The sequence below is a fragment of the Janthinobacterium aestuarii genome (genome assembly GCF_046113285.1).
GTDB lineage: Bacteria > Pseudomonadota > Gammaproteobacteria > Burkholderiales > Burkholderiaceae_D > Janthinobacterium.
Genome location: NZ_CP142524.1, coordinates 2,924,670 through 2,947,886 on the forward strand (window position 1 = coordinate 2,924,670; position 23,217 = coordinate 2,947,886).

General features: G+C 63.0%; 22 protein-coding genes. 13 read left to right on the forward strand and 9 right to left on the reverse strand.

What is annotated here, in order from left to right; translation table 11 throughout:
- Positions 1-9 precede the first annotated feature (9 nt).
- The 5 genes from OX462_RS13125 to OX462_RS13145 all read left to right on the forward strand — a co-directional run bounded on the left by OX462_RS13125 (position 10) and on the right by OX462_RS13145 (position 2,891).
- Positions 10-909, forward strand: coding sequence for a LysR family transcriptional regulator (locus OX462_RS13125; protein ID WP_409028639.1), 900 nt, complete (start codon positions 10-12; stop codon positions 907-909).
- Between the two features lie 32 nt (positions 910-941).
- Complete coding sequence (locus OX462_RS13130; RefSeq protein ID WP_409028640.1) at positions 942-1,514, forward strand: helix-turn-helix domain-containing protein; 573 nt, start codon at positions 942-944, stop codon at positions 1,512-1,514.
- A gap of 7 nt (positions 1,515-1,521) precedes the next feature.
- Positions 1,522-2,052, forward strand: coding sequence for a GNAT family N-acetyltransferase (locus OX462_RS13135; RefSeq protein WP_409028641.1), 531 nt, complete (start codon positions 1,522-1,524; stop codon positions 2,050-2,052).
- Positions 2,053-2,264: 212 nt separating this feature from the next.
- On the forward strand, positions 2,265-2,528 hold the full coding sequence (locus OX462_RS13140) for a DUF378 domain-containing protein (protein WP_083287945.1): 264 nt from the start codon (positions 2,265-2,267) through the stop codon (positions 2,526-2,528).
- Positions 2,529-2,540: 12 nt separating this feature from the next.
- Positions 2,541-2,891 carry a hypothetical protein gene (locus OX462_RS13145; RefSeq protein WP_070310599.1) on the forward strand — a complete coding sequence of 117 codons (351 nt, stop codon included), beginning with the start codon at positions 2,541-2,543 and terminating at the stop codon, positions 2,889-2,891.
- 47 nt (positions 2,892-2,938) lie between these two features.
- Here OX462_RS13145 and OX462_RS13150 read toward each other — a convergent pair whose 3' ends face one another.
- The 6 genes from OX462_RS13150 to OX462_RS13175 all read right to left on the reverse strand — a co-directional run bounded on the left by OX462_RS13150 (position 2,939) and on the right by OX462_RS13175 (position 10,260).
- Complete coding sequence (locus tag OX462_RS13150; RefSeq protein ID WP_083287946.1) at positions 2,939-3,376, reverse strand: c-type cytochrome; 438 nt, start codon at positions 3,374-3,376, stop codon at positions 2,939-2,941.
- Between the two features lie 155 nt (positions 3,377-3,531).
- Positions 3,532-4,410 (reverse strand): EamA family transporter, encoded by an 879-nt coding sequence (locus tag OX462_RS13155; RefSeq protein WP_409028642.1) that lies wholly within the window; start codon positions 4,408-4,410, stop codon positions 3,532-3,534.
- A 155-nt stretch (positions 4,411-4,565) separates the two neighbouring features.
- Entirely contained in the window at positions 4,566-4,868 is a 303-nt protein-coding gene (locus OX462_RS13160; RefSeq protein WP_070218419.1) for a transposase, read from the reverse strand.
- Between the two features lie 161 nt (positions 4,869-5,029).
- Entirely contained in the window at positions 5,030-5,476 is a 447-nt protein-coding gene (locus OX462_RS13165) for a hypothetical protein (protein WP_139143683.1), read from the reverse strand.
- 366 nt (positions 5,477-5,842) lie between these two features.
- The gene (locus OX462_RS13170; protein ID WP_409028643.1) at positions 5,843-7,708 is read right to left on the reverse strand and encodes a phytase; all 1,866 of its coding nucleotides are present in this window, start codon (positions 7,706-7,708) and stop codon (positions 5,843-5,845) included.
- Positions 7,709-7,722: 14 nt separating this feature from the next.
- Complete coding sequence (locus OX462_RS13175) at positions 7,723-10,260, reverse strand: TonB-dependent receptor (protein ID WP_409028644.1); 2,538 nt, start codon at positions 10,258-10,260, stop codon at positions 7,723-7,725.
- A gap of 308 nt (positions 10,261-10,568) precedes the next feature.
- Here OX462_RS13175 and OX462_RS13180 point away from each other — a divergent pair, with 308 nt between their 5' ends.
- From OX462_RS13180 to OX462_RS13205, 6 genes are all read left to right on the forward strand, one after another.
- Positions 10,569-11,477 carry a GGDEF domain-containing protein gene (locus OX462_RS13180; protein ID WP_070218417.1) on the forward strand — a complete coding sequence of 303 codons (909 nt, stop codon included), beginning with the start codon at positions 10,569-10,571 and terminating at the stop codon, positions 11,475-11,477.
- Positions 11,477-12,502 (forward strand): AraC family transcriptional regulator, encoded by a 1,026-nt coding sequence (locus OX462_RS13185; RefSeq protein WP_070218416.1) that lies wholly within the window; start codon positions 11,477-11,479, stop codon positions 12,500-12,502. Before OX462_RS13180 ends, OX462_RS13185 begins: the two co-directional genes overlap by 1 nt.
- A 263-nt stretch (positions 12,503-12,765) precedes the next feature.
- A complete protein-coding gene (locus OX462_RS13190) occupies positions 12,766-14,160 on the forward strand; it encodes a class I SAM-dependent methyltransferase (RefSeq protein WP_121669576.1) in 1,395 nt (464 codons plus the stop codon).
- A 2-nt stretch (positions 14,161-14,162) separates the two neighbouring features.
- Positions 14,163-15,506: a sensor histidine kinase gene (locus tag OX462_RS13195; RefSeq protein ID WP_409028645.1), complete on the forward strand. Its 1,344-nt coding sequence runs from the start codon at positions 14,163-14,165 to the stop codon at positions 15,504-15,506.
- Between the two features lies 1 nt (position 15,507).
- Positions 15,508-16,605, forward strand: a complete 1,098-nt coding sequence (locus OX462_RS13200) for a hybrid sensor histidine kinase/response regulator (protein ID WP_409028646.1) — start codon at positions 15,508-15,510, stop codon at positions 16,603-16,605.
- Complete coding sequence (locus tag OX462_RS13205) at positions 16,598-17,611, forward strand: response regulator (protein ID WP_070218412.1); 1,014 nt, start codon at positions 16,598-16,600, stop codon at positions 17,609-17,611. Before OX462_RS13200 ends, OX462_RS13205 begins: the two co-directional genes overlap by 8 nt.
- 72 nt (positions 17,612-17,683) lie before the next feature.
- On the opposite strand, the gene OX462_RS13210 is transcribed toward OX462_RS13205, so the two are convergent.
- Entirely contained in the window at positions 17,684-18,211 is a 528-nt protein-coding gene (locus OX462_RS13210; protein ID WP_034755971.1) for an SRPBCC family protein, read from the reverse strand.
- Positions 18,212-18,448: 237 nt separating this feature from the next.
- Here OX462_RS13210 and OX462_RS13215 point away from each other — a divergent pair, with 237 nt between their 5' ends.
- Together OX462_RS13215 and OX462_RS13220 are read left to right on the forward strand one after the other, a co-directional pair.
- Positions 18,449-19,234 carry a DNA/RNA non-specific endonuclease gene (locus tag OX462_RS13215; protein WP_230502997.1) on the forward strand — a complete coding sequence of 262 codons (786 nt, stop codon included), beginning with the start codon at positions 18,449-18,451 and terminating at the stop codon, positions 19,232-19,234.
- Positions 19,235-19,258: 24 nt separating this feature from the next.
- Positions 19,259-19,513 carry a nucleotidyltransferase family protein gene (locus tag OX462_RS13220; RefSeq protein WP_121669572.1) on the forward strand — a complete coding sequence of 85 codons (255 nt, stop codon included), beginning with the start codon at positions 19,259-19,261 and terminating at the stop codon, positions 19,511-19,513.
- 37 nt (positions 19,514-19,550) lie between these two features.
- Here the strand turns inward: OX462_RS13220 and OX462_RS13225 are convergent, their stop codons facing one another.
- Entirely contained in the window at positions 19,551-20,186 is a 636-nt protein-coding gene (locus OX462_RS13225) for a VOC family protein (protein ID WP_409028647.1), read from the reverse strand.
- Positions 20,187-20,292: 106 nt separating this feature from the next.
- Positions 20,293-23,169 carry a M16 family metallopeptidase gene (locus tag OX462_RS13230; protein WP_409028648.1) on the reverse strand — a complete coding sequence of 959 codons (2,877 nt, stop codon included), beginning with the start codon at positions 23,167-23,169 and terminating at the stop codon, positions 20,293-20,295.
- Positions 23,170-23,217 lie beyond the last annotated feature (48 nt).

Below are 23,217 nucleotides of genomic sequence, written 5' to 3' on the forward strand. Positions count from 1 at the left end.
GTAAATAAGATGGCTTTGACTTTGCGGCAACTGCAGATTTTCCTGGCCGTGGCGGACACGGGCAGCACCAGCGCGGCCGGCGAGCTGATTGCGCTGTCGCAATCGGCCACCAGCGCGGCCCTGAACGAGCTGGAAACCTTGTTGGGCGCGCAGCTGTTCGACCGGGTCGGCAAGCGATTGCTGCTCAACGACAATGGCCGCCTGCTGTTGCCGCAGGCGCGGCAGATGCGCGACGCGGCCGCCAGCATCGAGCGCCAGTTTGCGGGCGCCGACCCGTCCGTGCCCGTCAGCCTGCAGATCGGCGCCAGCACGACCATCGGCATCTATCTGTTGCCGCAGATCCTGGCCCAGGCGTCGCAGCAGTACGGGCGCAGCATCCCGCAGGTGACGATTGCCAACACGGCCGACATCGCCGCCGCCGTGGCGGAGTTCCGTGTCGATATCGGCCTGATCGAAGGGCCGTGCCACGAAGCGGGCTTGCTGGTGGAGCCGTGGCTGACGGACCAGATGCTGATCGTGGCCGCGCCCACGCACCCGCTGGCGCAGCTGCGCCATTTGCTCAGCTTTGCGGAGCTGAACCAGGCGGGCTGGCTGCTGCGCGAGGCGGGCTCGGGCACGCGCGAAGCCGTGGAGCAGGCGCTGGTGCCGTACCTGCACTATCTGCGCGCCGCAGGCGAGTTCAGCAATTCGGAAGCGATCAAGTATGGCGCGGCGGCCGGTCTCGGCATCGCCTGCCTGTCGCGGGTGGTGGTGGCCGATTTGCTGGCCAGCGGCCAACTGGTGGAGCTGGAAACCATGCTGCCGCCCCTGGAACGCAATTTCTATCTGATCCGCCAAGCCAAAAAGATCCTCTCGCCCCGTTTGACAGGTTTTCTGGAACTGTGCCGCCACGCCTCGCGCATGGCTTGACGTTTTTCCATATATGGAATAAATTCCCTTATATGGAAAATTCGATACTCACAGAGAGCGAGACGGAACAGCGCCTGGCCGCGCGATTAAAACAGTTGCGCGTGGAGCGGAGCTGGTCGCTGGACCAGCTGGCTCACTTGAGCCAGGTCAGCCGCGCTACCCTGTCTCGCCTGGAAAATGGCGAAGTCAGCCCGACGACAGCCGTGCTGGGCAAGCTGTGCGCCGCGTATGGCCTGGCCATGTCGCGCCTGCTGCGCATGGTCGAGGACGATTTTCCGCCCCTGCTGCTGCGGGCGGAACAAACCGTGTGGACGGACCCGGACACCGGCTTTGTCCGCCGCTCCGTCTCGCCCCCGTCGCGCGCGCTGGCCGGCGAAGCGCTCGAATGCGAGCTCGGCGCGGGCGTGACGATCAGCTATGCCGCCTCGCCCCGGCCCGGCATGGAACATCATCTGCTGCTGCAGGAGGGCAAGCTCAACGTGACGGTCGACGGCCGCTTCCACGATTTGATGCCCGGCGATTGCCTGCGCTACCAGTTGCATGGCGCCAGCGCGTTTACGACCCCGCCGGACAGCGGCGCCCGCTATTTTTTGTTCATCGTCTGAGGTTGACATGTCCGCATCGCTACGCCATTTTTCGCCCGCCGATATTCTTGTACGCCTGCAGGAACTGGGCGCCTTGCTGCAAGACTGCGTGCACGACGGCGCCAGCATCGGTTTTATCCTGCCGTTCGACGCGGCGGCCAGCCAGGCGTTCTGGACGGATAACGTCTTGCCGGCCGTGACGCGCGGCGTGCGCCTGCTGCTGGTGGCCGAAGTGGAAGGCAAGGTGGCGGGTGCCGTGCAGCTGGACTGGGATACCAATCCCAACCAGGCGCACCGGGCCGAAGTGCGCAAGCTGCTGGTCGCGCCCGCTTTCCGCCGCCACGGCATCGCCCGCCAGCTGATGCGGGCGCTGGAAGAACAGGCGCGGCAGCTGCCGTGCAGCCTGCTGACCCTGGACACGCGCAGCGGCGACCATGCGCAAGCGCTGTATTTGTCGCTCGGCTACGTGGTGGCGGGCAGCATCCCCGCCTACGCGCTGGCGCCGGCCGGCGACCGGCTGGACGCCACCACCATCCTGTACAAGCAACTGCAGCAATGACCTGGCAAAGGGAACTCATGCATTGCAAGGACCGCATGTTGCCGCTGCCAGCCAATGTCGGCTGGCTTGTTGCCAGATAAAATCACCCGTCTGATTACAGAACCGTCCTACCTCGATACCCGGCATCGTCCGACTGGCGTGTGCCGGTGCCGCGCCTACACTGTTCTTTGATAGACCCGGCGGCGGGTCCTTTCTTCTTACAGGAGGCTGATATGGCGAATATCCAGGCAGGATCGGACGGTGCGGCAAAACAGGAAATGTCGGCAAAGCGCTTGAACGTGGTGGACTGGATCTCCATGATCCTCTTGATCGTGGGCGGCTTGAACTGGGCGCTGGTGGGCCTGTTCGATATCGACATCGTGGCCCGCATCCTCGGTGCCATGACGGCGGCTTCGCGCGGCGTGTACGTGCTGGTGGGGCTGGCGGCGCTGTATTCCATTTACCTGTGCCTGCGCAAGTTCCCGGCCAAATCCTAGACGGGAGGATACATGCCTGTTGGTGCAAGCCCCAAGCGTGAACGCGAATTCAAGAAGCTGGAACGCGATTTCAAGCAGGAAGGACGTTACCCGGGCCGCGAGGAAGAGGTCGCGGCGCGCATCGTGAACAAGCAAAGGGCGCAGTCGGGTGAAACCAGGCAAGCGCAGGAGCGGAAAAAAGCCGGCGGCGCTGCCCCGGAGGCGTCACCGCCTGACTTGCCCATCGCTGGCTACCAGCAACTGACGGTGGCGCAGATCCGCGACAAGCTGGACAGCCTGTCTGCTGCCCAGCGCAAGCGGCTGCGCGCTTATGAGGCGGCACACAAGAAGCGCAAGGGCGTGCTGCAAGCGCTGGAGGCTTGAGCTGGCGTCATGAGCTGTATGCGGTGTCCGGCTTGTCCATGCATGCGTTATGGGACGGCTTGCTGCGTACGCAGGTAGGCCAGCAAGTCGGCCACTTGCTGCGCATTGCCGATGCCCCAGAAACGCATGTTATTGCCGGGAATGAAATCGCTGGGCGCCTTGAGGAAGGCGGCAAGGTTTTGCTCGGTCCAGACAATATTCGCGTTTTTCATGGCCGCCGAGTATTTGTAGTCGGTGGTGGCGCCGGCCTTGCGGCCGATCACGCCCGTCAGCTTGGGACCGAAGCCGCCGCGCGCCGATGGTCCCACCTGATGGCAGGAAGCGCATTTGCGAAATGCTGCCTTGCCCGCTTCGGCATTGCCGGTGAGGGGGGCGGGAGCGGCAGCCTGCGCTACGGCTGCTGGCGCCAGCAGCAGGGCTGGCGCCAGTAGCAAGGCTGCGGCGGCAAGAGGAGAGGACCAGCGAAAAAGAAATGGGGATGTCATCGGTGAGGCGGAAGTGCGCGATATGGCAAGTAATGACGCATTTTACAGGCGGGCATCAAAACCTGCCCGTCAGCTATGCAACCATGCCAGGCTAGCCATGCCAGGCGGCTAGGCGAGGGCACGGCGCCGCAAGCTGCGGGACAGGCTCCATACCGCTAGCGCTTGCCGCCCTGTGCACCGAGCGCCGCCATGGCCGAGGCAAACACGATGCAGGCGATGGCCAGCCACTGGGTCAGGCTCAACAGTTCTCCCAGCACGGCCATGGCCGCCAGCGCGCTGACGGCCGGCGCCGCGCTGCTGAACATGCCGAACACCCCTTGCGGCAAGCGGCGAAGGGCAAAGATTTCCAGAGAGTACGGCAGGGCGCTCGACAGCATGGCAATGGCCAGGCCCATCAAGGCAATCGACGGCGCCAGCAAGGCTGTTCCCGAGTAGGTGATGCCGATGGGCACCGTCACCATGGCCGCCACCGTCATGCCCCAGGCCACGGCTTGGCCACCTTGCAAGGTCGAGGCCCGCTTGCCGAAGATGATGTACAGCGCCCAGCACAGCGCCGCGCCCAGTGCATACGCCACGCCGACGGGGTCCAGGCTGCCCGGACTGCCTTGCAGCGGCAACAGTAAATACAAGCCAAACACGGCGCACGCGACGGCCAGCAAATCGCGTGGCCGCCGCGACGACAGCATGGCCACGGCCAGCGGCCCCGTTACCTCGATGGCGACGGCGATACCGATCGGTATCAGCGCAAACGCCCGGTAAATCAGCAAGTTCATCAACCCCAGCACGGAGCCGTAGACGAGCAAGTTCAGCACATCCTTGCGCGTCAGCCGGTAGCGCCACGGCCGGAAGATGGTCAGCAGGATCAGCGCCGAGAACCCCACGCGGTACGCCGTAATCCCCTCGACCCCGATGACGGGAAACAGATTCTTCGCAATCGCCGCCCCCAGATTGACGGAAATCTGCCCTCCCAGGACGGCCAGGGAAGGGAGCAGGATGTTGTCGGGGAGGGCGGAGGTCGAGGCGGGGGAGGTCATGGGGCGGTATTTTAATACGGCATCGGATGCACGGCTTTATTTTTAGGAAAGCTCTGATCACTGGAATTCGGGTTTGTGTGCTGAGAAATTAGTGACGCCATAAGCGATCAAGGGGCCCGCCCGCCGATAGTCCTGGCGTCCGGAACGTGTTCCGGTCAGGGATATGGCTGCTCATGCGCGACCCAAACGCGTTGCAAACCGAGGCGGTCGAGCAGTTGGTGTTTCATCTGCTCGTCGCTGAGATTGAATAGCCGTAAAATTAGCAGCACACGCACCATCCGTTTGGTTGAGAACGGTAAACAACCGACGCGTTTGCAGCTGGGGCCTGGAGCAGCGGCATCGACTGCTGCGGCTAACGCGGCGAAGTCAGCACGCTGTTCCAGCAGTCGCAGCGTATCGCCAAACTTGTTGAGCTTTGCTTTGTGCTCCTGGTCGGCAAACAGGCTGTGTTTGATCATCACAGTCGGGGAAATGGTGCCACCGGCTTCATGTCGGAGCTGGAGAGGGTTTTTGAGGCGCGCACGAGGTCAGAGAATGTCCGACTACCTCAAGCGTCACGCATGCAACGAATGCGTGACGCTTCACATAGAATATACCTGTCTAGCTGATCCCGGTTTGTTTATGCAGCTTGTGACGCTAAAACGTCGTAGGCTTCCAAGATCAGGGAGTAAATTCCGGCAGAGTTGTTATATGGGGCTGCACTAGAAAAATAGGCGGTGATACGGGAGTATTCCCCATTCACTGTTCCTGGTTTGTACCAGTCGCTATAGTGAAAATTCGACGCGCCAGCACCGCTCGCAACCTGAGGCAGGGTAAATTTGATCGTTTCGCCAGAAAACATGTTGAAAAGAATTTGCACGTTGCATTGACCACCTGCATTTTCGTCAAAATAGACTGCTTTCAGACGGTACCAGCGCGATGTACCGGGTGCCGGAGCTGGAAATGCTGCGAATGGTGCAATAATGTCTCCCGAGGGGCAAGGTAGCGGACCTGGCGCCTCTTTTGTGAGCTTTACAAACGTTTCGTTACCCTTTGGGAAAATAATTTGGCTTCCAACGATAGTCATCAATTTCTCCATTTTTTGAATTTCGAAAATTACGTTTTTTACCTACCTGCCTTGTCGATATGCAGCGTCACAAGTATGGCAGGCAATAATGACAGATAATCTATCAAATTATAACATTTGCAATATATTGCAAATTATGCATTTCCCAAATTCAACTAATGCTGAGGTACCTCGAACACACAGGGTTACGAGGCAGTGCAATAACGGCATCACCACTGTCCGCGAGCCATTGGCCCGGGCGCGTAGAAGGCGGAAATCGCGCCCGGAGGGTTTGTGGGGCAGACAGACACGATCTCATTCGTTTGCCCCTCTGGCTCAAGCAGGTGTCACGTTGCGAATGCCACTGACCCACGCTCACCGTCTCTTTTACTCCAGCTTCAACGCCTTCGCCACATCCCCCCACGCCACATACTTGAAGTTCTGCGGCCCATCGGGCAAGCGCTTGTAGCCGTCCTGGATCACCAGCATGCCTTGCGCATACGCGCCGCCCAGGTTGGCGGAGGTGACGTCGAGGCCATCCGTTTCCGAGGTGCCGTCTATGCCGGCGGGCAAGTTGAAGCCCACCTTGAAGCGGCCGCGCACCTTGTAGGGCGCTTGCGCGTCGAGCACCACGTAGCTGCTGTCGCCCTGGCTGGAGACGATCAGATAGCCCGTATTGGGCGCGCCATCGGGCTTGCGGTAGATGGCCATGCCTTCCACGTCGGCCGTCAGGTTCGCGCCCACGGGCAAGACCATGGACAGCGCGTCCGGCCTGGCGGCGTCGGCCGAGGTGGTCCAGATGCCGCGCGTTTCCTCGCCCAGGAACAGGCGGGCGTTGGCGTCGTCGGCCACGCAGCCTTCCGGTTGGGTGGCGACCTTGAAGCTGCGCAACAGAGTCGCGCTGAATTTGCCCCCTTCCAGGCCGATGCGGTATTGCTGGAAGGTGCCGTCCTTGTCGTTGATGAACGCTTGCACGCCGCCGCTGGCCGGCTGGTACAAGCACATGCCGTAGATGCTTTTCAGACCGGTCGGGAAGCGGCCCGCTTCCGCCACCTCGCCGCTGGCATTGATGGTGAACAACATCATGCTGTTGTCGTCGCGCTGGGTGGCCACGGCCAGGTCGACCTTGCTGCCGCCCAACTGGATGTTCTGCCGCACGTCGACGTTGTTCAGGCGGCCCACTTCCAGCAGCTGCGTCTGCTTGCCTTGCAGGTCGTAGACGAGCAGTCCCTGCTTCTTGTTGGTACCGAGAATGCGCGCATCGGCTGGATTCCTGGACAGCCAGATGGCCGGGTCGTCGGCCGCGTCGCCCTGGCGCGCCATCGGTTCCGTCTGCGCTTGCGGGGCGATGATGGCCACCGCAGGCTGCGTTTCCGCTTTGCCTGCCCATTTCAAGGGCCGCGCCTGCCAACCGTTCTTGCCGCGCAGCAGCAAGGCGTCCTTGTCCAGCGCCAGCTGGCTGTCGCCCTTGCGCACGTTCAAGGCGACGGACTGGGCTGGCTGTGCCGTCCATCGGCCGTCCTGGTGGGCGAACAGGTGCAGCTTGTCCGCCTTGCCGTCGAGCACGGCCACGCCGCCCGGCAGCACGGCCAGCGCACCGGCGCCGCCGTCGAGCTGGCCGTACGGCTTGCGCAGGGCCACCACTTCGCGCTTGCCCATGCCTTCGGACTCGGCGTCATACGCCCACACGCCCATGTTGGACTCGCTCACCAGCAGGCGCTGCGCGCCATCGTCGGCGCGGCAATGTTTGGCGTGCGGCGGCAGGGCCAGTTTGCGTACCAGGCTGCGCTGCTCGCCCTGCATGACCCATTGTTCCGCCTGGCCATCCTTGCCGATCAAGAACAGGTGATCGAGCTGCTGGGCGTCGCGGTACAGGCAGGACGCTTCCACGGAAAACGTCGGCACGGGAAACGGCGCCAGTTTCACCAGCTTGCCGGCCTGCACATCGACGGAGACGGGCAGCGGGCGCTGCGTGTCCGCTTCCAGGAAGACGGCCAGCACCTTGCTGCCATCGATGCGCGTGTCGAGCTGCTTGGCGCGCACGGCAATGCGTTCTTGCTCCTGGCCGGCCGCATTGAACAGACGCAAGCCGTGCTTGTCCAAAGTCAGCCAGCCGCCGCCGGGCAGGCGGGCCAGTTCCTCCGCTTCCTGCGTGAAGGAGGGGGTGGCGTTGGACGCGACGGGGGCGGCTTGCACCGTGCCGCTGATGCAGAAGGCAGCCAGCAAAGCGCTGCAGAGTACGGTTTTTTTCATGTTATTGACAATCATCAGAAGGCGCTGGCTTTCAGGCTCACTTTGAAAGTGCGGCCGTATTGTTCGTTTTGCACGTTGTATGGCTTCGTGCCCTGGTAGACATAGTATTTCTCGTTGTTCAGGTTGGCCGCCTCGAACGTCACCTGGAACTGCTTGTTGATCTGGTAGGACAGCGAGAAGTCGAGCTGTTTCTGGCTGTCCACGATACGGTCCTGGCTTTGATCGAGGATATCGCCGCCCATTTCCAGCAGGTAAGGCGACTTGTAGTTGAGGGCCAGGCGGGCGCTGACAGGCCCCGTTTCATAGCCCAGCATCAGGTTCATGACCTGGTTCGACTGGCCCGGCAGGCGGATGTCGCGGTTCATCTGCTGCTTGCTCGCCTTGTCGTAGCGGCCGATTTGCGCGCTAGACGTGCTCAAGGTGCCGTTGACGCCGACGAGAAACTTGTTGAATGGCGCCGGCAGCATGCGCAGCGGCTGCATGTAAGCCAGTTCGATGCCCTTGACTTTCGCCGCGTCGCCGTTCGCATACGAGGTGGCCGTCGTGTAGCCCGTCCAGGCTCCCGTGCCGGCCAGGTTCGTCGTGTACGTGAAATTCTTGATGTCCTTGTAGAAGCCGTAGGCCGACATCACGCCGTCGTTGCCCAGGACTCTCTCGATACCGAGGTCCAGGTTGTTGGCTTTCAAGGGTTTCAAGTCCGGGTTGCCGATCACGGCTTCCGTGTTGCTGGCCAGGCTGATGCCGGGTGCCAGCTGGCTGAAGTTGGCGCGCACCACGGCTTGCGTCCAGGCGGCCCGCACGCTGGTCTTTTGATCGACGTCATAACGGGCTTGCAGGTTCGGCAGCCAATTGGTGTACGAACGTTCGCGCGTCAAGGCGGTGGCGACGCCGGCGCTGTCCACCTGCGAACCGGCCGCTTCAAAGCTGGTGCGCTCGGCGCGCACGCCGCCCAGGATGTGCCAGGCGTCGAAATCATAGCTGTTCTGCACATACATGGCGTTGATGTCTTCATGCATGCGGTAATCGTTGATGATCGATTCCGTGGCCAGGCGCGCCTTGTCGCGGTCCAGGCCGGCGACCCTGGCGCGTATCAGCGCCGGGTCCAGCGCCACGCCGATGTTGCCCAGATCGTAATCGAGATTGTGGCCCTGCACGAAGGCGCTCATCGAGGTGGAACCGGCGCCCCAGTAATTGCCGCTGGAAGCCTTGCTGCTGTTATACGCCCATTGATCCGTGTCATTGGTTTTTTCGCGGCGGCTGACTTTGGCGCCGAATTTCAGGGTGGCGATGTCGAACTTGCGCGCCAGGTCGATGCGTGCATGGTGTTCATTGTCCTTCGAATAGCGCTTTTGCAGGGTGATGGCGTTGAGCGCGTAGCTGGCCGGATCGTACAGCGAGGCGGGGCCGCTCAACAATGGTTGCTCGGTGCCATTGAAACTGATGCCGGCGAAATTGCTGAGGCCGCGGAAACGGCCGTCGTTCAAGGATTCCGGCGTGTCTTCCGTGGCGCGGCTCAGGCCGCCTTTCACGTCCAGGGTCCAGTCGCCCGATTTCTGCTGCGTGCCCAGCACCAGCGAGCGCACTTGCTGCGTGTACTTGCGCTGGCGGATGCGGCGTTCGGCGCGCGCGCTGGCCGTCTGGCCTTCGGCCAGGCTGCCGCCGGCGATATTGCTGATGGTCAGGCGGTCGCGCACTTCATCGTCGGAAAATTCGCTCACAAAAGAGCGCAAAAACCAGCTGTTGCCCGCTTCCGGACGGTAATCGAGGTTGACGGCCAGGGCGCCGCGCTTGCGCACGGGCAGGTAGTCGCGCAATTCCAGGCCCGACAATTTGCCCTTGCTCCAGGCGCCGCCCGTTTCCACGTCATCGGAGCCGAACGAGCGCTTTTCCGCGCTCAGGCCGGCGGCCACGCCCAGCTTGCCGTCGAGGAAGCGCTGGGCCCACAGGGCGCCGCCGCTGGGGCTGGTCTTGCCCGTCTTTTCATCATGGCTGGCGGCCACGTTGGCCGACAGCAGCTTGCCCGGCAAGTCGAAGGCGGACAGAGATTTCACTTCGATGGTGGCGCCCAGCGAGTTGGCGTCCATTTCCGGCAGCAAGGTCTTCGAGACTTCCAGCGTGCGGATCAGACCGGCAGGCAGGATATCGAGCGCCACGGCGCGGCGGCCCGCTTCCGGCGACGGCACCAGCGCGCCGTTGATGGTGACGGCATTCAGGTCAGGCCCCAGGCCGCGCACCGTGATGTAGCGGCCTTCGCCCTGGTCGCGCTGGACGGACACGCCCGGCAAGCGGGCCAGCGCCTCGGCCGCGTTTTTATCGGGCAAACCGCCGATATCGTCGCTGCTGATGACGCTGATGATGTTGTCGGCTTTCTCTTGTGCGGCGATGGCGTTGCGCAGGCTGGCGCGCTGGCCGCTGACGACCACGGTGGCGGCCGGCTGGCCAGCCGCATCTTGTGCTTGCGCATGGCTTTGACCGCTGAAGACGGCCATGATGGCCAGGGACAGGGCCGTCAGGCGCAGCGGGGAGGGGAACGATGTGTGCGTGGTTTTCATGAAGAGCTCGGTTAGGGAGGAAGGAACCGGGCGGATTCTAGGCAGCAAATATGACGGTTGCGTGACAGGCAATCGATTGCCACCCTGAAAACAACGGCGGGTGAACGCTTTCCGGCCGGAAATGAACCGTGGTGAGCTGAAATGACCTGCCGGCGCAGGGCGCATGGGCAAAGGCTCGCCGTATTTGCATGGGAGTCCCTGGTAATGATGAGCCGTTTGCACCTGCCGCACGGGAGCGGGGCATGTCATCGTGCCGTCATGGGCGGGCGCTATCGTGGCGGCAGCACCACTTTTAAAGGTTTTCCCACATGCTGCCATTGCACCGTAACAGCCTGATTGCCGCCGCACTGGCCTTGCCCCTGTTCTTGTTCCTGTACGCCACATTGGGCCACGTTAAACCGTTTGCCGTCTGGAAGTGGATGGATATCGTCTGCGAAGGCGGCACGGCCGTCATGGCGGGCATCTGGTTTTTGTTTACCCTCAGCAGCCGGCCGCGTGGACGGGTGACGAGCCTGATCGCCGGCGGCCTGTGCGCCATCATGCTGGGGTCCTGGGCCGATTGCCTCGATGAATTCTTCGCCATCGACAAGCAGGAAGTATGGGATAACTGGCTGGAAGCCTTGATCCCGTTCGGCATGCTGGTGCTGACGATCGGCATGTATTACTGGCGCCAGGAACAGTTCCGCCTGAACGAACATCTGCAAAAGCGCGAACGCCTGTTCCGCGACCACCGCGCCTTCGACCGCATCACGCAGCTGGCCGACGCCAGCTACCTGCGCACGCAGATGCGCCTGGAGCAGGAACGCCGGCCCGGCCTCGATTGCGCGCTGGTCTTGCTCGACATCGACAGCTTTCACCTGATTAACCGCGAATACGGCCACCGCGAAGGCGACCGCGTGCTGCAAGCCGTGGGCCACATGCTGCTGTTGAACTTGCGCAATGACGATCTGCTGTGCCGCTATGCGGGCGACCGCTTCGCCGTGCTGATGCCGGGCGTGTCGCGCGAGGATGCGGCCGTGCGGGCACGCCACCTGTGCGTCATGGTGGGGCAGATGCGCCACCACACCAACGACAACCGCGAAATCCGCCTGAGCCTGCGGCATGCGTGCTCGCTCACCGATGGCGTGCCGGAAGTGGTGCTGGCCGAGCTGAGCCGGGCCGTGGAAACGCCGGGCCGCAGCGCCAGTCCCAGGGCCGGCAGCGCCGCGCCCGCCTGATGCCGCTGATTCAGCAGGGCGACCCCGGCATCGCGGCCCATCACCAGCCGGCGCTGGTGCTTGACTACGCGCGCAGCCGCGACCTGGCCACGGCGCCGCTGCTCAAGGGCACGGGCCTCGATGGCGGCGCGCTGCCGTCCGCGGAAAGCCAGGTGAGCGCCGCGCAATACCTGCAATTGCTGGCCAACGTGGCGCGTGGTCTCGACAGTGCCGACACCAGCTTCATGCTGGGCCAGCAAATGCTGCCCGGCCATTACGGCGCCGCCAGCCATGCCTTGCTGCAGGCGCAGAATCTGCGCCAGGCCTTGACCATCCTGTGCGATTTTCATACCTTGCTGTGTCCGCTGCTGCAGCCGCGCTTGCGCGAGGCCGGCGACATGCACGTGCTGTACTGGGTCGATGCATTCGGCGCGCCCAGCCAGCTGCCTTTTTTGGTGGAAATGCACATGACGGCACTGGCGGCCATGTGCCGCTGGCTGGCGGGAGAGTCCTTGCCATGGCGCTTCTGCTTCAACCGCGCGCGGCCCCGCCACGTGGAGCAGCACGAAGTGCACCTGGGCCAGTCCCTGCGTTTCGATTGCCAGGTGGACGCCATGCTTATCGATTCGAGCTGGCTCGACAAGCCCTGGCCGCGCGGCAATGCCACGGCGGCGGCGTTGGCCTTGCGCGCGGCGGCCCTGGCGCCCGTGCCGGCAGCCAGCCTGCTCGGTGCGCTGTACGACTACCTGCTGCTCAATATCCGCTGCGCACCGACCCTGGAGCGCACGGCGCAGGAATTCGGCGTCAGTCCCGCCACCCTGAAACGCCATTTGGCGCGCCATGGCACGCATTTCCAGGCCGAGCTGGACCAGGTGCGCGCGCACAAGGCGATTTATCTGTTCCAGGCGCATGGCTACGACAACGATGCCGTGGCCGCCTACCTCGGCTTTCATGATGCCACCAACTTCCGCCGCTCGTTCAAACGCTGGACGGGGCAAACGCCGCAATTATTGCGTCACGCGCTGGCCCTGTTCGTTGCTGGATGATCGCCGGCGTTGCGCGCCGGCGCCACGCAAGGTCGTTCCTGAGGGAACAATTGCCCGTTCTGCTACATCCATAGTACACTCGATCAGAGAGCGGACAGACGCGCTTTGAGGCGCTCCGGTACGGCGTCACGCGACGCCACAATACCGCCATCACGATGGCGGGCCGGCGGCAGACAACCGGCGTGCCGTGCCTTAACCCAGCCTGGAAACTGGCGTCACCAGTGTGGTGCGCCGGAAACCGGGCAACTTGATAATGCTCAATCGTGTATTCACAATCGCAGATCGATCCAGTCGTCAGTTTCCGCAACACCCAGGGTGAGGCGGTGCGCGGCACGATTTTCAACTTGCAGCGCAATTCGCTGGTCATGGAAATCTATAATCCATACTCGATTGTGCAGGTCAGCGAGGTGCTCAATGACGTGACCGTGCGCATGGGGGCGAAAAACGCCTACGTCGGCAAGGCCGTCGTCATCAGCAGCGTCAACACGGGCCTGACCGCCATCGTTTCCGTGACCCTGATCGACGAGTGGCGCGAGCTGAGCGATGTGGTCGTCGTCAAGGGCGCCGTGTTGAAAGAGTCGAGCGCCTTTGTCGCCGGCTGGGGCGAGCGCTTCCGCATCCGCCGCGACTACCAGATCGTCGTCAACGAAATGCGCGCCTTCCTGTCGGAAGTGGCGCGCTGGGTCGAGCAGGTCGACTTGTCCGACTCGCTGCCCAAGGAAAACGGCCGCCTGCGCCCCGATATCTTCGACGAGCTGGCCTTGCCGCTGATGGAACAGACCCAGCTTTACCTGCGCCAGCTCGAGGTGGAAGCCTCGCTGGTCGAGGAAGAGCGGGCGCCGGCCCACCGCGCCTTCGCCCAGGCGGCGCTGCACCCGCTGATCCTGCGCGCCCCGTTCGTCTTCCGCACGTTTACCAAGCCGCTCGGCTATGCGGGCGACTACCAGATGGTCAACCAGCTGCTCGACGATCCGCGCCAGGGTCCGAGCACGTACTTTCAGATTGTCAATGCGGCCTTTCTGCAGGCGGCCGTGGCGACGGCGCACCGCAACCGCATCGATATCCTGACGGAATTTTTGTCGCAAAAGGCGGCCGCGGCGCGCGCCGCCGGGCGTGTGTATAAAGTGCTCAACGTGGGCTGCGGCCCCGCCATCGAGGTGCAGCGTTTTCTGGAAACGTGCCCCGATGCGCAATGGCTGGCCTTCGAGCTGGTCGACTTCAGCAGCGAGACGCTGGACTGGACGCGCGCGCGCCTGACCACCATCATGCAGCGCACGGGGCGCGTGGTGGAGATCGATTATGTGCACGATTCCGTGCACAACCTGCTCAAGCGCCGCCACGGTTCGGGCGCCACGGGTTTGCCCGGCAGTTTCGACGCCGTGTATTGCGCCGGCCTGTTCGACTATCTGTCCGACAAGGTCTGTGCGCGCCTGCTGATGCACTTCGCCTCGCGCGTGGGTCCCGGCGGGCGTCTGCTGGTGACGAATGTGCACGCGGATAATCCGGGCAAGTTCGGCATGGAGCATTTGCTGGAATGGCATTTGATCTATCGCAATGAAGCGGGCCTGTCGGCCTTGCTGCCCGAGCATGCAAGGGACCCGAAAATCTATGTCGACGCCACTGGCGTGAATGTGTTTGCGGAAGTGAGCATTCCTTGATCATGGATACCCCAGGCCTGCACGCCGGCTACACGGCCGTTTTGCGCGATTTCCGCCTGGAATTCAGCCGCGGCGGGGCCTACACGGGCATCGTGCTGATCCTGCTGGGCATGGGCCTCGATTCAGCCCTGTATCCGGACAAGCAGTCGGCGTTCACCAGCGCCCGCATCCTCGTGTCCGTGCTGATCTTTTGCGTCGTGCTGGCCATGCGCACGCGCTGGGCGCAAGACCGCATCCAGGGACTGACCTTTGTCTGGCTGATCCTGCCGCAAATCATGATCGCCTGGATGATCGCCGTCACGGAAGGCGCCACCTCGATCTATTATGTGGGCATGACCCTGGCCATCTATTCATCGGGCATCGTGCTGGCCTTCGGCCTGTGGCAAAATATGGTCTTTGGCGCGATTTCCTGCCTGCTGTACGTGGCCGCGTGTGCCTGGCATGCGGGCGGTTTCGACTTGCCGAGCACGTTTGTCGTCAATTGCTTATTTCTCATTATGTCGGCCAGCATCAGCGCCGTATTTACCTATTTTAATGAACGCGCCCGTTTCATGCTGTTCCAGCTGAAGGCGGAAGTGGCGCAAAAGAACACGCAGCTGGAAGAAACGAATAAAAGCCTGGCCGATATCAAGGGACAGATGCTGCAGCAAGAGAAGATGGCCGCCATCGGCACCCTGGCCGCCGGCATGCTGCACGAGGTAAACAACCCCGTGAATTTCTGCATGATGGCCATCGAGGTGGCCATCGAAGACCCGGCCGCCAAGCAAAGCGCGCTGGTCAGCGAATGCCTGGCCGACGCGAAGCAGGGCATGCTGCGCGTGCAGCACATCGTGTCCGATTTGAAAACCTTTGCCTACCGCAAGAGCGGCAACCAGCTGGAAACGGGCCACTTCCAGTTCCGCAGCGCGCTCGAGGCCGCCATCCGCCTCGTGGGCCACGAAACGAAGAACGTCAGCATCAGCCACGACTTGCCGGTCGATACCCTGGTGCGCGGCGACGAGGCGGCCATCGTGGGCGTACTGATCAATTTGCTGGGCAATGCCGTGCTGTCCATGCGCAAGGGCAATGCGCCGCCGTTCGAGATCCGCATCACGGCCCACTGGGATGACAACCGCCTGCGCATCAGCGTGCGCGACAACGGCCCCGGCATCGCCCCGGAAAACCTGGCGCGCGTGTTCGAACCGTTCTTCACCACGCGCGAAGTGGGGCAGGGCCTGGGCTTGGGCCTGAGCATCAGCTATGGCGTGATCGAGCGCCACGGCGGCACCCTCTCCGCCGAAAGCGTGCTCGGCGAATGGGCCAGCATGAATTTCGACTTGCAGCGCTCCGACTGGGAGGGCCGCTAGCATGGATAACGATAGCCGCGCCAGCGTGCTGTACGTGGACGACGAAGCGCTCGCCTGCAAGTATTTTGAGCGCGCTGTCGGTCAGCGCTACCGCGTGCTGACGGCGCAGAGCGTCGATGCTGCACTGGCCTTGCTGGAAGACGAGGCCGGCCAGATCGACGTGCTCGTCACCGATTACCGCATGCCGGACCGCCTGGGCAGCGAATTGCTGCAGGAAGTGGCGCAGCGCTATCCGCACATCGTCTGCATGCTCGTCACCGCGTATGCGGACAAGGACGTGCTGCTCGAGCTGATCAACGGCGGCACCTTGTTCCGTTTGCTGGAAAAACCGCTCGACCTGGCCGCCATGCAAACGGCGCTGCAGCTGGCCGTGCAGACGGGCCGCGAGCGCGCCGCCCGCCGCCAGGGCCTGGTGGCGATGGAGGAATCGCTGGCCTTTCTCGCGCATGAATTGAACACGCCGCTGGCGGCCATCGCCAATTTTGCGCGCGGCATTGCGCGCCGCGCGCAGGCGGACGCCGCACCGCAGGCCGAGATCGGCGAAGCGGCCGCCTTGATGCACGACAATGCGCGCTATTGTTTGTCCGTGCTGGCCAGCTTTGTCGACACGGTGCGCCTGGCCAGCGCCGGGCCCGGCATGCAGGGCGGACGCCGCGCCGGCAGCGCGCGCCAGCTGCTGGATGCCTTGCTCGACAGCTATCCCTTGAGCACGGACCAGCGCGCCGCCATTACGGTGGAAGTGGGCGACGATTTCTCCATTGCCGAGTCGCCCAATTGCGTCGCGCTGATTTTATCGTCGGTGCTGGCGAATGCCTTGCGTTCGGCCGGCGAGCAAGCCCGTCCTGCGATCGGCATCCGTATCGATGCGGGCCGCATCACGGTGCGCGACAATGGCGCCGGCATCGCCCCCGAGATCGTCGCACAGCTGTTGATCGACCCCGTCAGTGCCGGTGGCGGCGAAGGCAAGGGCTGGGGCATGGTGTTTTGCCACCGCATGATGCAGTCGTTCGGCGGCAACCTCGATATCGCCACCGAATTTGACACTTCCACCACGGTAACCCTGAATTTTCCAGTACATATAAGGAACGAGCATGATTGACGCCAATCTGCGTTTACCGGCTCAGCGTGAGCCGGCGCAAGGCTTGCCGACGATACTCTATGTCGATGATGAGGCCAACGCCCTCAAATACTTCCAGCGCGCCATCGCGCCGCTGGCCGACGTGCTGACGGCCACTTCGGTCGAGGAAGGCAAGCGCATACTCGACGAGCAGGCCGACCGCATCGCCGTGCTGGTCTCCGACCAGCGCATGCCCGGCGCCTACGGCAACGAATTGCTGTCGTATTGCTGGGACCGCCATCCGCACATCGTGCGCATCCTGACCACCGCGTATTCCGAGCTCGAGCACACGGTGGAAGCCGTCAACCAGGGGCAGATCCACCGCTACATCCAGAAGCCATGGGATATCGCGGCGTTGCGCATGGAGCTCAAGCAGGCGCTGGAACTGGCGCGGCTGCGCAATGAACACGCCCAGTTGCTGCGCGAAAAGCTGATGGTGCGCCAGCGGCAAGCCGTCGCCAACCGCATCGGCACCCTGTACGCCTTGTGCGCCAGCCTGGCCGGTCCGGAACAGCAGTTGCCTGTGGAAGCGTATCTGTCGGCGGCCCTGACGGCCGGCGTCACGCCGCCCGAGCCGGACTGGCTGCTGATGGATTATGCCGACCTGGTCAGTTCGGAAGCCTTCCGCGGCACGGCCTTTGCTGCCGCCGTGCGCCAGCAGCTCGACACGCTCGAGCGCGAGCATCCGGGGCGCGGCGTGGAGCAGGCGATCGACATGCTGCTGCCCGTGTTTGGCGCGGCGCTGCAAAACCAGGGCGGCACGGCGCTGTTCCTCGATGGCCGGCTGCTGACGGAATTCCTGGAAACGCCGACCACGGCGCCCGTCTCGGCCATCCACTCGTTCTGGCTGGCCAGCTTGCTGTGGCTGGCACGGCGCGGCTGGTCATTGCAGCTCAGCAAGACGGAACTGGGCTTGCAGGGCAAGGTAGTGCAGGCTGAACCGGCGCTTACGCCGGATCACCTGGCGGCCTGGATCGAGCAGTTCTGACGGGGCCCGCAAGGGGGAGCGCCAAATAAAACAGGGCCGCGCGGGCCCTGTTGTCATGTGCTGCGAGCAGGCTTAGCGTTCCGCAGCCGCCTTCAGGTTGTTCAAGCCTTTTTCAAAATCCTTGCCGATCATCCTGTCCATGCTGACGAAGACTGTCATGACCTTGCTGACGTAAGGGCTGGGGCCGGTCATGGTCCAGTTCACCTTGGTGCCGTCGCCCTCGGGAGTCATGGTAAAGGTGGTGGTGTTGTGGCTTTCAAACGGCTTGAGGAAGTCCAGCTTGATGACGGTGCGTTCGGGCTGGGCCGCCTCCGTGATTTCCATGCGGCCCGCGCCCACCTTGTCATTGCCTTGCCATGCATACTGCGCGCCCAGGCCATTGGCCGGGCCTGTAAACGTGCGGCGCATGGCCGGATCGAGCTTTTCCCACGGCGACCAGGCGGCCCAGTAATGGAAGTCCGTGATCAGGGCGGCGATTTTCTCGGGCGGGGCCTTGATGGTGATTTCGCGCTGGACACTGAAGGTGTCGGGCTTGGTGGTGGCATAGCCGAGGATGGCGGCGACGACGACAACGATCAGCAGCAGGGTTTTTTTGATCATATGCTCTCCAAATCTTGAATGGTCGATGCGAACGAATCAAGGCAATCTTAGCAGATATGAATGGCCGTGCGCGGCCTGTTGGCCTTTATTTGCGCCGGCTTTGCGCAGGGCCGCTTGCCCGCCCGCCTGCACGCCAATTTGCCGCCCCGCACAGGCGCGCACGCCAGGCTGGTGCCGGTTTGTGGCGAGGGTCGCCGTCCGCTAGAATGCTGGCCTGCAAAGATTTCAAAGGGAAATATGATTCAAGGAACGATCGCCAGGCTGACCCTGGCGTGCGGCGTGCTGGCTTCCGCCTTTGCCGCGAACCTGGCGCATGCCGATGCCTGTCCCGCCCACTACGTCGACGGCCGCAAGCCGGAAATCACCAACCCCAAGCTGGACGTGGCAACCAAAGAGCTGTGCTACAACGTGTTTGGCGTCATGCACTCGGGTATCACGCGCACGCCGCTGTGGTCGGCCGAGCACTTGACGGCCAACAATCTGGAAGCGGCGCAGGATTTGTCGCGCGAAAACTCCTTTCACGCTGAACGCAAGCTGCCCGCCGCCCAGCGCGCCGAATTGGCCGACTACGCGCGCAGCGGCTTCGATCGTGGTCACATGGCGCCCAACGGCGACATGCCGGACCGCCAGAGCCAGCGCGACAGCTTTACCTTGGCCAATATGGTGCCGCAAGACGCGCGCAACAACCGCTATGTGTGGGCCGGCATCGAAGGCGCCGTGCGCAAGATGGCGAAGAAAGAGGGCGACCTGTACGTGATCACGGGCCCGGCTTTTATCGGCGGCAACCTGCGCAAGGTGGGAAGAGTCATTGTGCCCAGTCATCTGTACAAGGCCGTGTACAGCCCGCGCCAGCGCGCCGGCGCCGCCTACTTCATTGAAAACGTCGATACCAAGACGTATGAAGTGCTGAGCATTGCGCAACTGGAAGACAGGATAGGCATCGATCTGTTACCGTCGCTGACGCGCCAGCAGAAACTGCGCATGCTGAGTTTGCCCAAGGTGAAGAGCAAGTCCAAGAAATAACAAGACCGTCAAAAAGGAAATCCCATGTGCGCAAAAAAATTCGTCCCGTATGCCAATGAAAGCGATGTGCTGGAAATTGGCAGCCTGACCATCGAAAACCGTGTCGACCGCATCAGCATCAGCGGCGACATCGACCTGACCCTGGACAAGCCGGGCCTGGCGCTGGCCAAGCAGCTGCAAAAGCTGCTGGCCGACGTGGTGGCGCAGCTGGAAAAGCGGGAACTGCCCGACCAGCTGCCGCCGCCCGAGGTGACGTCGGTGGCCAATCCCTTCGAGTGAGTTGGCAAGCTCGGGGGCGGTTGATCGTCCCCCTTGCTTACAGTTGGCGCGGCCCCTGCGGCGTATCGATGTGGGCCACCAGGCCGGCGCCGCGTTCCCCTGTCGATGGGTGCACCGTCAGCTGACTATCCAGGCCCAGCGATAGCAGCAAGCGAGCAATGCGTTCGGGTTCGGGATGAAACAGTTCCAGCTTGATGAGGGACAGCCCATGATCCTGCAGTTTGGCCGCGGGGTGCGCCTCTGCCTGCCACTCGATGAGTGCCGGGGCGACGCCGTTCAGGGGCAACGCGCCATCATCGGGGATGGTGATCAGCCAATTCAGGGCGCCTCGGCTCATGGCTTCGATATTTCCAAGCGGCTCCGAACAAGCCGCAACGCTTGCCTGGATATCGGTGGTGCGGGCTACCCAGGTGGCGAGTGCCGGCACCGCATCGGCGGCCAGGGTGTCAAGCGCGAACCAGCGGGGCCTGGACGGCAGCGGCGCCCTGGGGTCGGGCGCGATCACCTCCAGATAGACAGCATCGCCAAGCCGCAACAGAAGGTTGTGCGTCCCCATGCGGGCATGTGCTCCGCCAGCCTGAGGTTCCACCCCCAGCGCCAGCCGCACCAGCTCCGCACCCGCTTCCAGCGTTGGCGCCGTGATGGCGATATGGTCAATGTGGCAGCGTGGCATTGCAGATCCTTCACCGTAAGATCGTTGAGATGTTCATGCCAGGTCATCCTCGGAGGTAACCTCATCCGACATTCTTCGTCAGATGAGGTTGATCCAGCACTAGCTCTTACTTCGCAAACGCCTGCGCCGCCGGCGTCACCGTGACGGCCTCCGGCTTGATGTTCAGCTGCATCGCGCCGATGACCTTGTCTTCATCGAGCAGGGCCTGCGGCTTGTTGCCGTCATACTTGATGGGAGAAAACGCGTCGCTGACGAGCTTTTCCTTCAGGCCGGCCGCATCCTTGGCAACGATCACCACGGACAGGTTCTTCGCCGACAAGTGCTGTTTGATGGCGCGGTTGACGTCTTGCACCGTCAGTTTCGACAAGCCGTCACGCATCAGCTTGGTGAACTCGGGCGTGCCATACCATTGCGAATCGAGCGCGTAACCGAGTTGCTGGTCTTGCGTCGACGTCATGACGAAGACGTTCTTCATCAGGTAATCGCGCGTGGTGGCGAAATCGTCCTGCGTCAGGCCGTTGTCGATGAGCTTGCCCAATTCCGTCAGCGCCACGCGCAGGGCGAAGTGCGCGTTGTCCGGCGCCACGGGGCGGATCCAGATTTCGAACAGCTGCGCCTTGCGGCCCAGGTTCGGATTCGGGAAGAACTGATACATGCCGCGCGGGAAAGCTTCGATGTACGCGTAATCGCCGTAGTTCATGCCGCGGATTTCACGGATGCGCTGGTACAGGTAGGAATTCGAGGCGCGGTGCTCGCCCAGCCACGTCTTCGCCAGCCACAGGGCGGGGAAGTCCGGGTGCGTGCGCGTCACCTCCAAAGGCAGGCCGAACGAGATGGCCGTGGCGCGCGTGTTCTTCTCGATGATTTCCACTTCCAGTCCCTGCGCCTTGCGGCCCGCGGGCTTGACGGTGGCCGGCAAGCCGGGGCCGGCCGGTAGCTTGCCCAGCGCCTGCGTCAGCGACGCCGTCATGGCGTCCGTCACATCGCCGGAAAGGCCCACCTTGACGGCGCCTTGCGCATACGCCGTCTTCCAGAACTGTTTCACGTCGTCCAGGGTGATGGCGTCGATGCCGGCGACCGTGCCCAGCACGGGATGGCCGTACGGCGTGCCCGCATACACATTGGTTTGCAGGCGTTCCTTGGCGAATTCCTCTTCGTTGTTGTCCTTCAGGTCCAGCAGCAGCGCGTTCTTTTGCGCATCCTTCAGGCGGCGGAAGTCGTCTTCGCGGAAACCGGGCGAGAGCAGCAGCGGCAGGGCGATGGCGTTGAACTGGGTCCAGTTATCCTTGTGGATGGAACCCGTAAACGTCGTCATTTCCTTGTCCGTCTGCTGGCTGAAACTGCCGGCGAGCGGGAACAGTGCCTGGTTGACTTCGTCGATCTTGCGCTCGGACGAGCCGCCCGACGCCACCATGGCGGCCGTCAGTGCGGCCAGGCCTTCCTTGCCCTGCGGGTCTTGCGCGGAACCGGCCGTAAATAACAGCTTGTAGCGGATTTGCGGCAGCGCGGACTTTTGCACCAGCACGTCGAATTTCGCGTTCGAGGCGGCCGGCAGCAGGCTGGCCAGCTTTGGCGTGGTGGCGATGGCGGCCGCCATCGGCTGGTGCGACAGGGTGGTCACCACCAGGCCGTCATCCGTCAGGTATTTGCGCGCGGCCGCCTGCAGGTCGGCCGGCGTGAGCGTGTCGATCAGGCGGTAGTACTGGTTGATGGTGGCATACGAGCGGTCGAAGTGCACGAAGGACGCCAGGGTGCCGGCGATCTGCTCCGTGTTGTCGAGCGAGCGGATCAAGCCGTATTTTTCGGCCGACTTGGCGTCCGCCAGGTCTTTTTCGCTCACCGGCGTGTCGCGCAGCTGCGCCACGGTGGCCAATATCGCGTCGCGCACGTAGACGGCGTCATCGATGTTTTTCACGCGCGCGCCCAGCACGGCCAGGGTCGGATCGACGCGGTCCGGCGTCATCTCGAACAACTGGTCGACCTTCTGTTCGTTCTGCACCAGGCGTTTATACAGCGGCGAGGTGCGGCCGAACGACAGCGACAGCAAGGTCGCCAGCGCCGCCTGGTCCTTGTCCTTGACGGAAAACGCGGGCGCGTGGAAGCCCACGGCTACCCACGGCAGGGTCGGCGTGGGCCAGGCCACGTGCTTGTAGACGGGGCCGCGCGGCGCGGGTTCGACGGGCACGGCCGCCTGCTGCTTGCCGCGCTGCCAGCCGCTCCAGTACTTTTCCACCAGCGCGATCGCCTGCTGCGGCTCCACGTCGCCGGCGATGATGATGGTGGTGCGCTCGGGACGGTACCAGCGGTCGAAGAACAGCTTCGAATACGCATACTGGTTCGGCATGTCTTCGATGTCCTGGATAAAACCCATCGTCGTATGCTTGTAGGTATGCGTCGTGTAGGCGCTGTCGCGCATCACTTCGAACAGTTTCGAGACGGGATTGGCGCTGTTCTTGTTGTATTCGCCCAGCACGGCCCGCGATTCCGTCTTGAACGCGTCTTCCGCATAGTCGAGGTGCTGGAAGCGGTCCGCCTCCACCTTCAGCACGGTTTCCAGGTCCTGCTTGGCGAACGTCGTGTGGTAATTGGTCAGGTCGTCGCTCGTATAGGCGTTCTGGCGCGCGCCGGCGCGGGTGATGACTTCCTGGTATTTCTCGGGCGGATAGGCCTTGGTGCCGCGGAACATCATGTGCTCGAAGAAATGCGCGAAGCCGGACTTGCCCGGTTCGACTTCATTGCGCGAACCTGTCTGCACGGGAATCTGCAGCGAGACCAGGTTCGGGAAGCCGGTCGGCACGACGATGATTTTCAAGCCGTTGGCCAGGGTTTTTTCCGTGGCCTTGAACGGCAGCAAATCGGCCTTGGCGGCGGTGGCGCCGTGGGCGGCGGCCGGTTTGACGGGCGCCGCACCCAGGTTCGACGCGGCCATGGCCGACAGGGCCAGGGCGAAAACGGGTAATAAAGCGGGCATGATTCTTGACACGGGGGCTCCTTCTTTTTTGGATGTTATGAAAGTGCAACGCCGCAGCAT

Coding starts and splice junctions, on each gene's coding strand:
- OX462_RS13125 (WP_409028639.1), top strand. CDS start 10: ATGGCTTTGACTTTGCGGCAACTGCAGATTTTCCTGGCCGTGGCGGAC.
- OX462_RS13130 (WP_409028640.1), top strand. CDS start 942: ATGGAAAATTCGATACTCACAGAGAGCGAGACGGAACAGCGCCTGGCC.
- OX462_RS13135 (WP_409028641.1), top strand. CDS start 1,522: ATGTCCGCATCGCTACGCCATTTTTCGCCCGCCGATATTCTTGTACGC.
- OX462_RS13140 (WP_083287945.1), top strand. CDS start 2,265: ATGGCGAATATCCAGGCAGGATCGGACGGTGCGGCAAAACAGGAAATG.
- OX462_RS13145 (WP_070310599.1), top strand. CDS start 2,541: ATGCCTGTTGGTGCAAGCCCCAAGCGTGAACGCGAATTCAAGAAGCTG.
- OX462_RS13150 (WP_083287946.1), bottom strand. CDS start 3,376: ATGACATCCCCATTTCTTTTTCGCTGGTCCTCTCCTCTTGCCGCCGCA.
- OX462_RS13155 (WP_409028642.1), bottom strand. CDS start 4,410: ATGACCTCCCCCGCCTCGACCTCCGCCCTCCCCGACAACATCCTGCTC.
- OX462_RS13160 (WP_070218419.1), bottom strand. CDS start 4,868: ATGATCAAACACAGCCTGTTTGCCGACCAGGAGCACAAAGCAAAGCTC.
- OX462_RS13165 (WP_139143683.1), bottom strand. CDS start 5,476: ATGACTATCGTTGGAAGCCAAATTATTTTCCCAAAGGGTAACGAAACG.
- OX462_RS13170 (WP_409028643.1), bottom strand. CDS start 7,708: ATGAAAAAAACCGTACTCTGCAGCGCTTTGCTGGCTGCCTTCTGCATC.
- OX462_RS13175 (WP_409028644.1), bottom strand. CDS start 10,260: ATGAAAACCACGCACACATCGTTCCCCTCCCCGCTGCGCCTGACGGCC.
- OX462_RS13180 (WP_070218417.1), top strand. CDS start 10,569: ATGCTGCCATTGCACCGTAACAGCCTGATTGCCGCCGCACTGGCCTTG.
- OX462_RS13185 (WP_070218416.1), top strand. CDS start 11,477: ATGCCGCTGATTCAGCAGGGCGACCCCGGCATCGCGGCCCATCACCAG.
- OX462_RS13195 (WP_409028645.1), top strand. CDS start 14,163: ATGGATACCCCAGGCCTGCACGCCGGCTACACGGCCGTTTTGCGCGAT.
- OX462_RS13200 (WP_409028646.1), top strand. CDS start 15,508: ATGGATAACGATAGCCGCGCCAGCGTGCTGTACGTGGACGACGAAGCG.
- OX462_RS13205 (WP_070218412.1), top strand. CDS start 16,598: ATGATTGACGCCAATCTGCGTTTACCGGCTCAGCGTGAGCCGGCGCAA.
- OX462_RS13210 (WP_034755971.1), bottom strand. CDS start 18,211: ATGATCAAAAAAACCCTGCTGCTGATCGTTGTCGTCGTCGCCGCCATC.
- OX462_RS13215 (WP_230502997.1), top strand. CDS start 18,449: ATGATTCAAGGAACGATCGCCAGGCTGACCCTGGCGTGCGGCGTGCTG.
- OX462_RS13220 (WP_121669572.1), top strand. CDS start 19,259: ATGTGCGCAAAAAAATTCGTCCCGTATGCCAATGAAAGCGATGTGCTG.
- OX462_RS13225 (WP_409028647.1), bottom strand. CDS start 20,186: ATGCCACGCTGCCACATTGACCATATCGCCATCACGGCGCCAACGCTG.